General features: G+C 60.3%; 10 protein-coding genes. 6 read left to right on the top strand and 4 right to left on the bottom strand.

Features of this window, described 5'->3' with window-relative positions:
* Positions 1–530: 530 nt before the first annotated feature.
* Complete coding sequence (locus GIV26_RS19010; RefSeq protein ID WP_003190613.1) at positions 531–1103, bottom strand: LuxR C-terminal-related transcriptional regulator; 573 nt, start codon at positions 1101–1103, stop codon at positions 531–533.
* Positions 1104–1233: 130 nt separating this feature from the next.
* Here GIV26_RS19010 and GIV26_RS19005 point away from each other — a divergent pair, with 130 nt between their 5' ends.
* The 3 genes from GIV26_RS19005 to GIV26_RS18995 are packed head-to-tail and all read left to right on the top strand — an operon-like array spanning position 1234 to position 5298.
* Positions 1234–2412 carry an acetyl-CoA acetyltransferase gene (locus tag GIV26_RS19005; protein WP_054898545.1) on the top strand — a complete coding sequence of 393 codons (1179 nt, stop codon included), beginning with the start codon at positions 1234–1236 and terminating at the stop codon, positions 2410–2412.
* Positions 2413–2415: 3 nt separating this feature from the next.
* Complete coding sequence (locus GIV26_RS19000; RefSeq protein WP_236281861.1) at positions 2416–3945, top strand: class I adenylate-forming enzyme family protein; 1530 nt, start codon at positions 2416–2418, stop codon at positions 3943–3945.
* A 33-nt stretch (positions 3946–3978) separates the two neighbouring features.
* Positions 3979–5298, top strand: a complete 1320-nt coding sequence (locus GIV26_RS18995) for an MFS transporter (RefSeq protein ID WP_054918699.1) — start codon at positions 3979–3981, stop codon at positions 5296–5298.
* 62 nt (positions 5299–5360) lie between these two features.
* Here the strand turns inward: GIV26_RS18995 and GIV26_RS18990 are convergent, their stop codons facing one another.
* A complete protein-coding gene (locus GIV26_RS18990) occupies positions 5361–9917 on the bottom strand; it encodes a DUF6543 domain-containing protein (protein WP_236281859.1) in 4557 nt (1518 codons plus the stop codon).
* Between the two features lie 204 nt (positions 9918–10121).
* Here GIV26_RS18990 and GIV26_RS18985 point away from each other — a divergent pair, with 204 nt between their 5' ends.
* Genes GIV26_RS18985 through GIV26_RS18975 form a run of 3 tightly spaced genes read left to right on the top strand, consistent with a single transcriptional unit; the run spans position 10122 to position 12204 of the window.
* A complete protein-coding gene (locus tag GIV26_RS18985) occupies positions 10122–10676 on the top strand; it encodes a histidine phosphatase family protein (protein ID WP_236281857.1) in 555 nt (184 codons plus the stop codon).
* 45 nt (positions 10677–10721) lie between these two features.
* Complete coding sequence (gene cobF, locus GIV26_RS18980; protein ID WP_236281856.1) at positions 10722–11477, top strand: precorrin-6A synthase (deacetylating); 756 nt, start codon at positions 10722–10724, stop codon at positions 11475–11477.
* A gap of 10 nt (positions 11478–11487) precedes the next feature.
* Positions 11488–12204 carry an alpha/beta hydrolase gene (locus GIV26_RS18975; protein WP_054898540.1) on the top strand — a complete coding sequence of 239 codons (717 nt, stop codon included), beginning with the start codon at positions 11488–11490 and terminating at the stop codon, positions 12202–12204.
* A gap of 646 nt (positions 12205–12850) precedes the next feature.
* On the opposite strand, the gene GIV26_RS18970 is transcribed toward GIV26_RS18975, so the two are convergent.
* A complete protein-coding gene (locus GIV26_RS18970) occupies positions 12851–13405 on the bottom strand; it encodes a hypothetical protein (protein WP_072448643.1) in 555 nt (184 codons plus the stop codon).
* 72 nt (positions 13406–13477) lie between these two features.
* Positions 13478–15289, bottom strand: a complete 1812-nt coding sequence (locus tag GIV26_RS18965) for a monovalent cation:proton antiporter-2 (CPA2) family protein (RefSeq protein WP_034127310.1) — start codon at positions 15287–15289, stop codon at positions 13478–13480.
* Positions 15290–15342: the final 53 nt, after the last annotated feature.

The following is a 15342-nucleotide window of genomic DNA, read 5'->3' as shown; positions in this document are numbered from 1 at the left end:
CGTGTACATATCCATTATTTAGGTCATGGCTGCTTATGGTTCCGCTTTTACAGCGGCTCACTTTTGAAAAGCGCAAAAGTAAGCAAAACGCTCTTGCCCCACCACTCGGCACCTCGCTTAGGCTCGGTGTGCCCTCACTCCGGCTTGAATCCGTGGGCCGCCGTCATGGGCCATCCTTGGCCCAGGACGGCTAACCCGGCGTCCTGCCGGGTTACCCACGAATTCAAGCCTGCGTTCGGCCAGCGTGGTTTAACGGGGCGCCTGAGATCAAGATCAAAAGCAGATCAAGAGCGGCTCGCTTCGCATCGTAGTTACCGGTGGCTGCGGCGAACTGCACAGTTGTGTAGATACCTATGCTGCGATGACGACGTTTCAGTCACTGCATCTATTACTGCACGACCGCTTTCGCAGGCAAGCCAGCTCCCACATTTGATCTTCGTTGCGTTGGGCATTGCGTTCGCTTAACTGTGCGGCATTGGGGCTGCCCACACATTTGGATGGCGGGGCATCGGTTAAACAGCCGTTATCGGTCAGGCCACCATAATGATCTTCGACACCAACTCCACCACCGTCTTGGCCTGCAATTTCTTCATCAACCGCGCCCGGTGCACCTCAACGGTGCGGTGGGAGATCGCCAGGCGCAGGGCAATTTCTTTGGATTTGAACCCGTTGACGATGTGCATGGCGATTTCCCGCTCCCGGGGCGTGAGGTCGCCGGTGCCCTGGTGCATGCGGTCCAGGCGTTCGAAGTGCCAGATCATCAGCTTGAACGGGTCTTTGGGGGTGAGGGTGTAGCCGTGGGACTTGGCCCAGAATACTTCGCCGTTGTGGTGCTGCATGAAGCGTTCATCGGAATAAAAGCCGTTGTCGCTGTCGAGCAGCCAGTCATGGCTGCGCTTGCCGATGGCGTGGTAGTCGGCCTGGGACGGGTAGATCAGCAGAGTCAGCTGGTTGACCAGTGCGTCGCGCGTATAGCCGAACAGCTTCAGGAAAGCGTCGTTGCAGTCCAGTATCACGCGGTCGCTGGTGACGATCTGCGGGGCAGGGGACAGCTTGAACGCCAGGCGTTCGAGGTCGGGAAATTGCTGGGCTAGCGCGGTCATGGGGCATCCTGCCTCGTTGTTCAATGCCCTGGGGCGCTACTTACCCGTGTAAGTAGTTACACGAATTGGCGCACGATCAGGGGTGGGTCATTGTAAGTAAAGTCCGAATCAAGAACAGAAGAAATTGATTATGCCTGCTGATTGCGTCTCCATTGTTGCCGCTGGTCACTCCCGCTTTGGTCGCCTGGAAGGCACGACGCTGGAAGACCTGATCGTCCAGGTTACCCGAGAAGCCCTGAGCGACGCCGAGATTGATGCGTCGCAAATCGATGCGTTGTTCCTCGGCCATTTCAACTCGGGGCTGGTGCCCGACGGGTTTGCCGCCTCATTGCTATTGCAAGCCGACCCCGGGCTGCGCTTCAAACCGGCTACCCGCTGTGAAAACGCCTGTGCGTCCGGCTCGGCGGCGATCCAGGCGGGGGTCAATGCGATCCTCTCCGGCAGTGCTGAGCTGGTGCTGGTGGTGGGCGCCGAGAAGATGACCCACACCAGCACCGCCGCTGTCACCCAAGCCTTGGCCGGGGCCGGCTACCAGAACGACCCGGCCGAAGCCGGCCTGAGTTTCCCCCAGTTGTTCGGCCGCGCCGCCCGCCAATACGCCGAGCGTTACCACTGCCCGCTGGGCTCGATGGCGGCCATCGCTACCAAAAACCACTCCAATGCCATGGCCAACCCGCTGGCGCAGATGCATCGGGAGATGAATTTCGAACACTGCAACAACGTGTCCCAAAGCAACCCGTTCGTGGCTGACTCCTTGCGCCTGACCGATTGCTCGCTGATCAGCGATGGCGCCGCCGCGATCATCCTCGCCTCGCCCAAACGTGCGCGGGCGTTCCGTCGCGAGGTGCAAATCCGGGCGATGACCCAGGTCAACGACACCTTGCCCATCGCCCAGCGTGACATCCTCGCCTTTGAGGGCCCGCAACGCGCGATCCATGCAGCGCTGCGCGGGGCGAATGTGACCCTGGCTGACCTGAGCTTCGCCGAAGTGCACGACTGCTTCACCATTGCCGAGTTGCTGATCTATGAAGCCATGGGCCTGGCGCCCAAGGGCGAAGGCCATCGCGTGCTCGACAGCGGGGTGGTGCGCGCCGGCGGGCGCTTGCCGGTGAACCTTTCCGGCGGGCTCAAGGCCAAGGGGCACCCCGTCGGTGCCACGGGGGTGTCCATGCATGCCTTGGCGTTCCGGCAATTGACCGGCGAGCCGATTGGCCTGGCGGTGCCCAACCCGGAGTTCGGCCTGGTGTTCAACATGGGCGGCATGGCGGTGGCCAACTACGCCTCGGTCCTGCAGGCACGCCGGAGCTGAGTCATGAACATTGCCAACTGGCTGCACGACACCCAGCGTCGGGCCCCGCAACGCCCGGCATTGTTCGACGGCAGCGTGCAAGTGGCCGACTACGCCACCTTCGCCGCCCACGTGCGCCAACGCGCCGCGCACCTGGTGGAGCAGCATGGCCTGGTGCCGGGAGACGCGGTGGCGCTGCTGATGAAAAACAGCTGCGACTACCTGGAACTGCTCTACGCCATCTGGTGGATGGGCGGGGTGGCGGTGCCGATCAACGCCAAGCTGCACCCCAGCGAAGCGGCGTGGATTGCCGATAATGCCGAGGCGCGGTTGATCTTTACCGACGGCGGCCAGGTGTTTTCATCGCGGGATTTGCCCGCGCATTGCACGGAATTGAACGGCCACCCGCTGCCGCCCAGCCATGGTTGGCCCAGCCTGGAACAGCCGGTGCCCCGCCAGGATCACGACCTCGCCTGGCTGTTCTATACCTCTGGCACCACCGGGCGCTCCAAGGGCGTGATGCTGTCGCACGGCAACCTGATCGCCATGTCGCTGTGCTACGCCACGGATGTCGATCAAGTGAGCGCCGACGATGCGGCGCTGTATGCCGCGCCCATGTCCCACGGCGCCGGCCTGTACAACTTCATCCATGTGCGCTGCGGCGCCCGCCATGTGGTGCCCGCCTCCCATGGCTTCGATGCCGCCGAGCTGTTCGGGCTGGCCGAGCACATGGGCCAGGTGTCGCTGTTTGCTGCGCCGACCATGGTCAAGCGCATGGTCGAACAGGCCCGGCGCCAGGATTATCACGGCGCCGGCATCAAGACCATCGTCTACGGCGGCGGCCCCATGTACCTCGCCGACCTGCGCGAAGCAGTCGATACCTTCGGCCCGCGCCTGGTGCAGATCTACGGCCAGGGCGAGAGCCCGATGACCATCAGCGTCTTGCCCCGCGCCTTGATCGCCGAGCGCCAGCGCCCCGACTGGGCCACCCTGGCCGCCTCGGTGGGCCACGCGCAAGCCTGTGTCGAGATCCGCATTCTCGATGCCGAGCACCAGCCACTGCCCACCGGCCAACGCGGTGAAATCGCGGTGCGTGGCGCCACGGTGATGCAAGGCTACTGGCGCAACCCGCAGGCCACGCGCCAGACGCTGGTGGACGGTTGGCTGCTGACCGGCGACATCGGCTACCTCGACCCGGCCGGCTACCTGACCCTGACGGATCGCTCCAAGGACGTGATCATCAGTGGCGGCAGCAACGTGTACCCCCGTGAAGTCGAGGAAGTGCTGGCCCAGCATCCCGAGGTGTTCGAAGTGTGCGTGGTGGGCGCGCCCGACGCGCAATGGGGTGAGTCGGTGGTGGCCTTCGTGGTGACCCGCAGCGGCCAGCCGCTGGACGAAGGCGAGCTGACGGCGTGGTTCCTGGCGCGCATGGCCTCGTTCAAAAAGCCGAAAAAATATGTGTGGCGCAGCGACTTGCCGAAGAACAGCTACGGCAAGATTCTCAAGACCGACTTGCGACATTGGCTGCAAACCGCGAGTATCGCCGCGCTTTAACATGGATCGATAATCAGACAAGGAGTCCCCACGATGGGCAATCCCGCACAAGACACCGTCCGCAAGCGCCGCCGTGCGTTTCTCGGCGCCACCTCGGGCCACTTGATCGAGTGGTACGACTACGGCGTGTATGGCTTTCTCGCGGTCTATATCGGCCAGGCGTTCTTCGTCTCCGATGACCCCACCACCAGCCTGTTGGCCAGCTTTGCCGCGTTTGCGCTGAGCTTTTTTATCCGCCCTCTGGGTGGGCTGTTCTTCGGCCCGCTGGCAGACAAGATCGGCCGGCGCAAAACCCTGATCATGGCGCTGGTGATGATGACCGGCTCCACGGTGATGCTGGGCCTGTTGCCGACCTACGCCAGCCTGGGCATCGCCGCACCGATCCTGTTGATCCTGGTGCGCTGCGTGCAGGGCTTCTCGGCGGGCGGCGAAATCGGCACCGTCACCAGCTTCATCTCTGAATACGCCGGCCCCGGTCGCCGTGGCTTTGCCACCTGCTGGCTGATGGTTACCGCCGTGCTCGGCCTGCTGCTCGGTGGCGCCGTGGCCAACGGCATGACCTGGGTGCTGGGCGCCGAGGTCATGCAGGAATGGGCCTGGCGCGTACCGTTCCTGATCGCCGCGCCCCTGGGCTTTATTTCCATGTACATTCGCCTCAAGCTCGAAGACAGCCCCGAGTTCCTCGCCCTGCAACGCGCCGGGCAAACTTCGCGGGCGCCGCTGCGTGAGGTCTGGCAGTGGAAGCGGGCGATTGCCCTGGTGTTCTTTATCATCACCTTGCACAGCTCGATCTTTTACCTGGTGCTGACCTTCGCCTCGACCTACATGGCCAAGATCCTCAAGTTCGACAGCGGCACCACCTTGCTCTATGTGTTCGTCGCCAGCTTCTCGGCGGCTTTCGTGATGCCGTTTGGCGGGGCCTTTACCGATAAATACGGGCGCAAGCCGTTCCTGATGGTGATCGGCACGCTGGCGACCCTGGCGATGTTCTGGCTGTTCAAATCCGCCCCGACCGCCACCCCGGCGACCTTCTTCGCGCCGTTGATGGCGGTGGCGATTCTGTTCGGGCTGTACGCGTCGTCAACCTATGCGTTGATGAGTGAGCTGTTGCCGACGCGGATTCGCTCCACTGGGATTGCCGTGGCGTATAACGTGCCCGTCGCGGTGTTTGGCGGCAGTGCGCCGTTGATTTCCACCTGGTTGATCAAGGTGACAGGCGACATTACTTCGCCGTGGTATTTCTATGTAGCGACCGGGGTGGTGTCGTTGGTAGCGCTGGTGGTGTTGCGCAAGGAGGACTTCGTGGTCGGTGCCACGCCTAGGGTGGCGTCTGCGAAAACGGCGCTGGCCTGACGCCGTGTTTGCATCTTGGTAATCAAACGGCAGGGTTGCGTTGGCAAACCTGCCGCAACAGGCTATCGGGCTGAATTGGCTGGCAACACGTGGGCCGCGGCCAGGGCAGGGTAGGAGTAATGTGGCCGGTAATCGACAAGTTCTTGAACCATCTCAGGCTCTTTCTGGGTGCCAATATTGAATCGCAGCAGCGTTCCTGATGTCTTTTCCACCGTATTAAGGTGGTTGTTCTTGGCAAAATCCAACTTCACTTTCGAGTCAGCGAGCAACTTTATGTCGCGTGAAGAAAGCGTGGGGTATTTCGCTTTGAATTCCCGATAGTACGTTTTGAACAGGCCCGTTGGGTCTTTGCCCAAAAAATAATCCATGTGCACAGGACCTGCGAATGACTTGGTGGGTATGTTGGTCAGGTTGGAGATTTCATCACCCAGCGAGTTCGGGCCGTTTGCGCCGGAATAGCAGACGCGAAGCACAATGTTTTTATATTTGCTGAAGTCAATTTTTTCCGCACGAAGTTTATTGACGATGTCTTGCGCCGAATAGAACTTGCCGTTTGCGCCCACGACTTTCGCGGGCTCTCCGGGGGCCGGTTCAGTCCCATGTCCGAATATATTGAGTCGTGGGGCGCCTTTGTAAATATCCTCGAAGGTTTGTATGTCGCCATCGATGGCCTTGAAACCCCTCCATGGACCGCCCAACCGAATCACTTCACGTAATGCTGACTCAGGCGAAGGCGCCGCCGGTAAATCACCTACGCGTGTTTCCTGCGGTACCGTATGAATGGCCGCGATTCCAGTACGTGAGGAGGTTTGAGTGGGGTGTGCTCTTGCGAGGTGAAGCAATAACATCGCTATGTTGATGAATAAATCTGTTGCGGCTGCTTCTTTGTTTCCTTCCCTGCTCTCGGCAAGCGTCTTGATATCACTTATGATGCTGTCTGCCTGAAACGGCATACCGATTAAAAAGGCACTCTCTGGCATGAACAGAAATGCCGTATTGAGTAATAGGCCTGCCCCTTCTTTAATCCTTTCCCAGCGACTTTCCCCGTTGGATACGGCTTGGTGTTCGGCCAGCGATGTCAGCGCCCTTGAATTTGCTTCATACAAGTAGTTCAACAGTTGCGCGGTTTGCAGCTCGGACGACAGGTCGTGAGTCGCCAGTGTGGGCGGCGCAGGCGTGAACACGGGCGTATATGTCGGCATATGCGGTTCGCGAAAGCCATCGTGCCTGTAGACGGCGCGGGTTGTCTCATCAGGCAGCCAGGCAAGAATGTCTTTTTGTAGCTCCTTCTGTGTCTGGACAGACTCCATTAGCGCCTGGCGCGAAGGAAACTGCAGCAGGGGGGCGCTGGAATTCAACGGGCGATAAAGAATATGCGGGCCGACTGTGGTGTCTTTGGGTTCGATCAGGAACATGTTTTCGACCACATCGGGCACCGCGCCGGGCAGGCGCATGAGCGCCAACGGGCGCACGGTGATTTCGTTGCCATTGACAAACTTCTTCCCTGGCGTTGGATCCAGTATTGCCTGGAGGTAACGAAAACCCATGGCGTTATCGAAGCCAGCCTCGCCTTTGGCCGTCAGTTCCAGGGCCCTCATTTTCAGTTCAATCGGGACTTGCTCGGCGAACAGCGCTTGGCGCCTGGTTTTTTTTTCAGGATCGTCGAGCAGCTCGCGCCTGACTAATTCGGGGTAGTTCTTGCCGGCATCGATTTGCTGAATCAACTTACCCAGTTCGCCCTCTCTTCCGAGCTTGGCTAGATGAATGCCCGTCGGTTTGTGACGCACCTCCACCCGACCTTTTGGTAATCCTGAAAGGTTGCGTACAAAGGTTTCGGTGAAGGACAGGGTGGTGGTTTGGGTTGATCCGAATCCGCTGGCCGGGGCGCCATAGGGAGTGTGAAAGATGACTTCCAGATCCTTGATGTCATAGTGAAAGGGTGGAGGGTTGAGGGCTTTGATCTGTTCCTGGATATAAGTGCTAATGTCCGGAATATCACTGCCAAAGCTCTTGCCCTTGTGCCGGCGCTCGAAGCCCGCCATCTCCAGAAGCAGGTCATGGTAAATAAAGCGATTGGCATCCGAGGCGGTTTTCGACCATTCGGGACGCTTGAGCCCGGACTCTTGGGATGGTCGCGCCACGATCAGCGCGGGATCAGTGTTGGCGTTGGCGTCCCCGTTGTTAATCATGACGTTCGCTTGCAGGTAGAACGCATCAGCGTCGAAGGCTTTCAGGCTGGGCTTGTCGGTGCGGGTCGGTGGTTGCGCCTCGGGGTTTTGCTGTTCCCAGGCCTGCTGGGCAGCATCCAGGGAAGCATAAGGGGTAACCTTTCCGCTGGGTTCGCACATCAGCACTGCGAGGGTGCGATCCCCAGCCTTGCGTTCGATGAACAGGTTAGGGGTTTGAACGTTCGGGCTGTCTGGGTTGGCCGGGTCAGTGCGGACCATGAAGTGAATGGTTGTCTTGGAGTTGTCTGTGGGGTTGAGGTACCCGTGGGGAAACCTTGCTACCGTATCCAGTGTTTCGCGCTGTATGTCATTGAGACCTGGAGATTTTAAACTGGCCAGGCGCAGGTTGCTGTGCAGCAGTTGGCCGAGCATTGACCGCCGACTACCCGCGTAAATCGGGGTGACACTGAGCGCTGTGTCGGCACTTAGCCCAGGGGTCGGCTCATTGAACGGCGGCTCATTCCAATACGTGATCTTTGCCGCTCGAAGCGTTTCGTTCAGCTTGCCGGGCAACTCGCTCATAGCCTTCTGTAGCGCTGACCTATCGATAGGAAGTGCAGTACCCGCAGGTTTGCCGGTACGGGCGAGCACGTCCTCGCGCGTATCGACGAATTTGCCAGCGCTGTCGAAAACCGGCGCGGCGCCTCCAGCGACATGGCTGATGATCATTTCCATCAGCGGTGTTTCAATGTACTCACCTGGATTGTCCGGATCGGGAACGGCGAACGCCAACTGCTCCACATCGAGGTTCAATGACGCATCGATGGCGTCCTTGAGTAATCCCGATACGACCGACTGCAACCCGGGCTCTGCGTTAAACAGACGGTGGGCGATGTCGCTCACGGGGCTGGCGACGGGCGGCTTGGCGGTGGTTACCGCCGCAGGCGCTTGAACGACGGTAGGTGTTGGAGGGGTTGTGATGCCTGCAAGTGTTTGTAGGGCTGCCTGCTGCAGTTCGCGAATCCCACGCGAGGTGTCAGCAGAAGGGTTGTTTTTTTTCAAGGAGGGGAAGCCATCGCGGATGAGCCCTGCGACTTGTTCGAGCCACTTCTGCTCTGAGCCGGTTTCCCGAGTCACGCCGTAAAAGTCCAGCATCATAGAGAGATCCAGCGCTTGCTGGGTACGAACGGGCCCCTCGTAGACCGAGCCGCTTCTCCCGTATTTTCGGGCTGCGCTTGAAATGTCGGGTTCAAGGGCCGCCCATTGGGGGCAAGTCGACGTGCGCAAAACAATCGATTTACGGCTGCCGTCAGGGTTTCGTACGTAGCCTTCCAACTGGCCTGTCGGCAAGTGGATAAACAAGGATGACACCTCGAGATTATGTTCTTTCGCAAACGCCAGGAAAGCGGGGCTGGAGAAACATTTGCCGAACGCCTCGCGTGTGTGTGCGTAGGTCGAGTCGTCAGGCACATTCAGGAAGGGGAGAAAGGTTAGCGACTGATCATCGATGCGCCTTTGATAGCCGATCCTCGTGAGGATTCTGGCACACTCCCGTGCCACTTCCCGATCAGCCGCCTCGACGCGTTCGGCGGGCGTCGGTGTGCGACTGGAGTCGGCAAGTGTGCCGCTGCGTTCAAAGGTGGCTTGGGTGATCGTCTCCTTCACGCTGCGTTGTGCTTGCCTGGCACGCAAGGTCTGTTGCGAGATGTCCAATGGCAGGGGGCCGTTGGGGATGACCAGAGAGGGGAATGTATCGGCGTCCTGGAGTGCCGCGATCACGGCCCGCGGATTACGCGTAAGCTCGGTTCTAGCGATAGCGTAGAAGTCTCCGACCAGGTAACTGGGAGGCGTGTGGTCGCCCGTGTAGCGGAACCAGGTCGTCGACGGGGCGCCCAGCTCTCTGGCCGCTGCGGCGACGTCCGCCGATGCCTGTGACCAGCCAGGGGTGAACTCCGTGAAGCTGTTGGGGGAGCCATTGATCATGCACGTCATGGTTCCCTCTTGAGGGTTCCAGCTGAAATTGGACAGGTCGATGTGATGGGCTTTGGCAAAGGTTGCAAACGGCTCTGCCCTGAGCGCCTGGTTAAAACGTGCCCACGCTTGGCCGAAGCTGGAAAAAGGCGGAACCTGGGTGAGGGTCGGGGCGGTGAGTGACTGCCTGTTGGTTGTGAGCTCCTCAGCGACCTGGCCCATCAATGCCGCGCTGAGCTGCTGTGCCAGCTCGGCATCACTCTTTTCCACCAACGTGCTGACGTGTCCTTGAGTGAGCAGAAATTGAGGCGAACTTGTGGCGCGTCTTGAAACGGGCTCGGATCGACCAGGATTTTCCGGCTGCTGAGCGATGTCATACTTCAGCCTTTCATCCGGGTTGACCGGCCACGCAAAGGTGCCTGTTGGCGTTTGTTGCGAAGATGAGGGTGGAACATGGTTCGTGGCTGCCGGGATCGTCATGGAAGTCTCCGTCTATCGTTATGAAAAGCGCGCCTTCTGTGGCGAGTTTTCGTGGCTTTTCTGTACGAAGGTGTTCCGTATCCACTTAATACGAAGGGTTACAGCCACTGATGCGGGGAGCCGTCATGTGTCATGTTCGTTGTGACAGGTTGAAATACGGCGCCGTTTTCCCTGCGCCGCGTCCCTGAACAGAGTGAGGTGCCTATGCAAGCAACCCGATTGACTCTCGTATGTCATGCCGTGACACCCTCGCAAAAGCAGGGGCGATTTCCCGATGACGAATCGTTGCTGATGGATTGGCAGAATGCGCGGCTGTCACTGGCGGATCGGTTCCGCAAAAGTGTGCGCCTGATATGCGGGCCCGAAGCGCGGACTCGCCAGACGGCGACGCTGTTCGGTGACAACGCCGTGGTTGAGCCCGCGTTACGCGATGGCGATTTTGGCCATTGGAAGGGGCAGGACACTGCCCAGCTTGATCGCGATGAATTGATGACTTGGCTCACCGACAGCGCCAGCGCCCCCCATGGCGGCGAGTCGGTGGACCACATTTGCGCGCGCGTGGGCGAATGGATGAGGTCACTGGAGTGCCAACCCGGCCATGTGGTGGCCGTTACACATCCCTTGGTCATCCGCGCTGCAATGCTGTACGTCATGCAATTTCCGGTATCGATGTTCTACCTGATCGATGTCGAACCGCTGTCGCGCACCGAGCTGCGTTTCAACGCGGTCTGGCGCCTGCGCCTGGAAACTCACGCCTGATGCGTTGATCATGGCAAAATCCACGCCCCGCACTGAGAGCAACCCATGAAACGCATCCTGATCATCGGCATTGGCGCCGGCAACCCCGACTACATCACGATGCAGGCCGTGAAGGCGCTGAACCGTACCGACGTGTTCTTCCTGATGGACAAGGGCCAGAGCAAGGACAAGCTGATCGACCTGCGCCGGGAAATCTGCGACACCTATATCACCGAGCCCGGCTACCGTTTTGTCGAGGCCGACTGCCCGGAGCGTGTGCGCGGTGAAATCGACTACACCACCGCTGTGCAGGACCTCAACCGCGATAAGCAGCAGACCTTCGAACGCATGATCAACGAAGAAATGGCTGACGGTGAGGTGGGGGCGTTCCTGGCCTGGGGCGACCCGGCGCTGTACGACAGCACCATCCGCATCTTGCAGGCGATTCTTGCCAGTGGTCGCTGTATCTTCGAGTTTGAAGTGATCCCCGGCATCACCAGCGTGCAAGCCCTGGCGGCGCAGCACAAGGTGGCGCTCAACCGTATTGGCAAGTCCATCGAAATCACCACTGGGCGCCGGTTGGCGGCGGGGCAGGCGAGTGATGCCGATACCCTGGTGGTCATGCTCGACGCCGAAGATTCCTACCGCAGTGTGGCGGATCAGGACCTGGATATTTACTGGGGCGCCTACCTGGGCACCCCGGACGAGATCCTGATCAGCGGTAAAGTGGCGCACGTGGCAGAAGAGATCGAACGGGTACGCAAGGCGGCGCGCCTGGAAAACGGCTGGATCATGGACACCTATTTGTTGCGCAAACCCTGAGGTAAACCCGATGCTCAAACAACTTGCCCTCGCCTTGGCCCTGGTGGCCGGCGCCGCTCATGCCGACTCCGGCTTGCACACCGACTTGCCTTTGTCCTACCTGGAACAGACCCAGGGTGATGCGCGCAACCAGCCGCTTGTGATCTTCCTGCATGGGTTTGGCAGCAACGAGGAAGATCTGTTTGGTATCAAGGACGCGTTGCCGTCCACCTGGACCTACCTGTCGGTGCGCGCGCCGCTGCCCGTGCAGCCGCAAGGGTATCGTTGGTTCACCAAGACCGATGAGCCTGAGTACAACGGCGAGACTGATGAACTGTTCAGCAGCGCCCGGCTGATCAAGGACTTTGTGCTCAAGGCTACCGCCAAGTACCACACCCAAAGTGATCGGGTGTTCCTGGTGGGGTTCAGCCAGGGCGCGATCATGTCTTACGAGGTGGCCTTGCGTGAACCCGAGTTGGTACGCGGTATCGCTGCGCTCAGTGGCAGCGTGCTACCGGTGCTCAGGTCTGCGCTGAAACCGGATGCGTCCATGGGCAAGCTGGCGATCTTTATCGGCCATGGCACCTTGGACCAGGCGCTGCCCTTTAGCTCGGCCACGCAGGCGAACAAGGTGCTGACGGGGTTGGGGCTCAAGCCGGAGTTTCATGAGTACCCGGGAATGAATCACACCATCAGCGAAGCGGAAGTGCAGGACTTGAAAGCCTGGCTAGAGAAAAGCCTGAAGTGAAATGCGCTTGAACATGTGGGAGCTGGCTTGCCTGCGATAGCCATAGGTATCTACACAACTTCGGCACGACGCTAAATTTGTGGCGAGGGAGCTTGCTCCCGTGACGGCCCGGCAGCCGACACAGATATAACTGATGCCCCGCGATCCAATGTGGGAGCTGGCTTGCCTGCGAAGACGGCCTGGCAGTCAACACAGTTGGACCGTGTACATATCCATTCCTGCGGTAACGGCCACTTAGGGTTCCGCCCTTACGGCGGCTCACTTTGCAAAAGCGGCAAAGTAAGCAAAACGCTCTTGCCCCACCACTCGGCACCTCGCCTAGGCTCGGTGTGCCCGTAATCCGCCAGTGATTTGGGGGGCCGCCGCCACGCGCCATCCATGGCGCGGGGCGGCTAAACCGGCATCCCTGCCGGTTTACCCCCCAAATCCCTGTCGAATTCCGGCCAGCGTGGTTTAACGGGGCGCCTAAGATCAAAAGCAGATCAAGAGCGGCTCGCTTCGCATCGTGGTTACCGCTGAGCTTACAGAGTTATGTAGATACCTATGCTGCGATAGCGGTGGCTCAGTAAAAGATTCAGTGACTGACACACCGCCATCGTAGCCAAGCCCGCTCCCACATGGGTTTTGTGTTGGCTGGAAGAGGGGGCTACTTGCCGCCCGTAATCTGCTTCACCAACGCCGCATGCCCCTTCACATCATCCGCCCGGGAAATCGCCTGGATCACCAGCAAATGGTTGCCCGAACCACCCAGGAACGTGGAGTTCAAGGTCTTGCCTCCGCCTTGGGTAGCGCTGCTGTCCACCTGGCGCAGGCCCAGGCCCTTGTAGGTGAGTTTCTTCTCCCCCAGTTTCTTGAAGTCGGGCATGGCGGCGCTCTGGTCTATGACGAAATCAGCCACCGCGCCGTCGAGGAACTTTGGGTCGTTATCCTGGATAGTTGCCCCATCGTTGCGCACGGTTTCGGCGACGATCACCACACTTTTCGTCGTTGAGTTAGCGTACAGGGTGCCTTGGGTGTCAGCGGTGCCGTCTTGCGCCGTGCCGGAGGGCAGGGTGTCGGCGCTGTAGGCTTTGGGCAGTTTGAAGGTGAACTTGCCACCCAAGGTGGAGATTGTCTGTGTGGCGGGCTTGGTGGCAGCGAACACGCTGCCGGCGGTAAGCGCTAGGGCGAGCAGCATTGCGGTTTTGGTGAACGTGGCCATGAAGCACTCCGGGGTTGAACGAAATTGCGGCGTATTCTGTCAGAAAATTCGCAATTTCGTTCATCCAGCCCATCACAGCTTGTCGGAGGATTCCTCGTCAAGCCTGTCCATTTCAAACAAGCGCGCCAGTTCCGCACGGGCTTCCTGGGCAGTTTGCATGACCTTGGCCGCGTCGTCGTATACCGCGTGTTGGGCGGCAAGTACCTGCTGGTCGTGGGTTTTGAAGCGGTTGATGCGCGCATCGGCCTGGGCCTGGCTCAAACCGAGGCCGACCAGGGTACGGCGGCTCATTTCCAGGCTGGAGTAGAAGGTTTCGCGCACCGGTGAAGCGTCCAGGTCCACCAGGCGGTGTACGTGCTGGCGGTTACGCGCACGGGCGATGATCTTCATGTGCGGGTAGAGGTTGCGCACCAGCTCGGCGGTCTTGATGTTGATCTCCGGATCGTCCATGGCGATCACGAAGAATTCCGCTTGATCGACTTTGGCAGCGTGGAGGATTTCCGGGCGTTGGGGGTCGCCGTAGAACACCGGCATGCCGCCGAAACTGCGGGTCAGCTCGATGGTTTCCACCGAGGTGTCGAGGGCGATGAACGAGATGTTCTGCGCGCGCAGGATTCGCGCCACGATCTGGCCCATCCGGCCCATGCCGGCGATGACCACGCGAGGCGCATCGCTTTCGATGGCGCGGTATTCCTCGGGCACTTCCACCGGCTTGGCCTTGGGTTTGAACAGCTTCGGGCACACCAGCAACAGCAGCGGAGTCACGGCCATGGACAGGGTGATGGTCAGCACCAGCACGTCGTACAGCTGCGGTTCGAACAGGCCCTGGTCGCGGCCGATTTTGAACACCACAAAGGCGAACTCACCCCCCGCCGCCAGTACCACGCCCAGGCGCAGGGCACTTTCGCGATTGAGGTCGCCCACCATCCGCCCGACGGCGTACAGCAGCGGCAGCTTCAAGCCGATCAGCAGCAGGGTCAGGCCGATCACCACCAGCGGCGTGCTGAGCAGCAAACTGAGGTTGGCGCCCATGCCCACGCTAATGAAAAACAGCCCCAGCAGCAGGCCCTTGAACGGCTCGATCTGGGATTCCAGTTCGTGGCGGTATTCCGAATCCGCCAGCAGCAGGCCGGCGAGAAAGGCCCCCAGGGCCATGGACACGCCCACCAACTCCATCAGCCAGGCGGTGCCGATCACCACCAGCAGCGCGGTGGCGGTGGACACTTCGCGCAGGCCGGTCTTGGCCACAATGCGAAACACCGGGCGCAACAGGTAGCGCCCGCCGATGATCACCACTGCGATGCTGCCGAGGATCTGCAACACATGTTGCAGGCCCTGGGCTTCGGTGGTCGGATGATCGCTGCCGGCCAGCAACGGCACCATGGCGATCAGCGGGATGGCGGCGATGTCCTGGAACAACAGGATGGCAAAGGCCAGACGCCCGTGGGGTTGGTTGAGCTCCTTGCGTTCGGCCAGGCTTTGCAGGCCAAACGCCGTAGACGACAGCGCCAGGCCCAGGCCCAGCACGATGGCGCTGTTCCACGACTGGCCAAACAGCCATAGCGCGACCGCGCCCATCACCACACCGGTGAGCAGGACCTGGGCCAGACCGACGCCGAACACCGCCTTGCGCATCACCCACAAGCGTTTGGGCGACAGCTCCAGGCCGATGATGAACAGTAACAGCACCACGCCCAGTTCAGAGAACTGCGCCACGCTTTGCGGGTTGCCGATCAGGCCGAGAACCGACGGGCCGATGATCACACCGGCAAACAGATAGCCCAGCACCGCGCCCAATTGCAGGCGCTTGGCCAGGGGCACGGCCAGCACGGCGGCGAACAGGAACACCACGGCTGCTTGTAACAGGTTGCCTTCATGGGGCATCACGAACTCCATCGTTTACGTAGATCAACTCGGGGGGCCATTGTGGCGAGGGA

It is taken from the genome of Pseudomonas sp. PA-1-3F (assembly GCF_021609665.1).
GTDB lineage: Bacteria > Pseudomonadota > Gammaproteobacteria > Pseudomonadales > Pseudomonadaceae > Aquipseudomonas > Aquipseudomonas paracarnis.
Note: the sequence above shows the minus strand (reverse complement) of the source record. Positions and strands in the feature narration are given on the sequence as shown.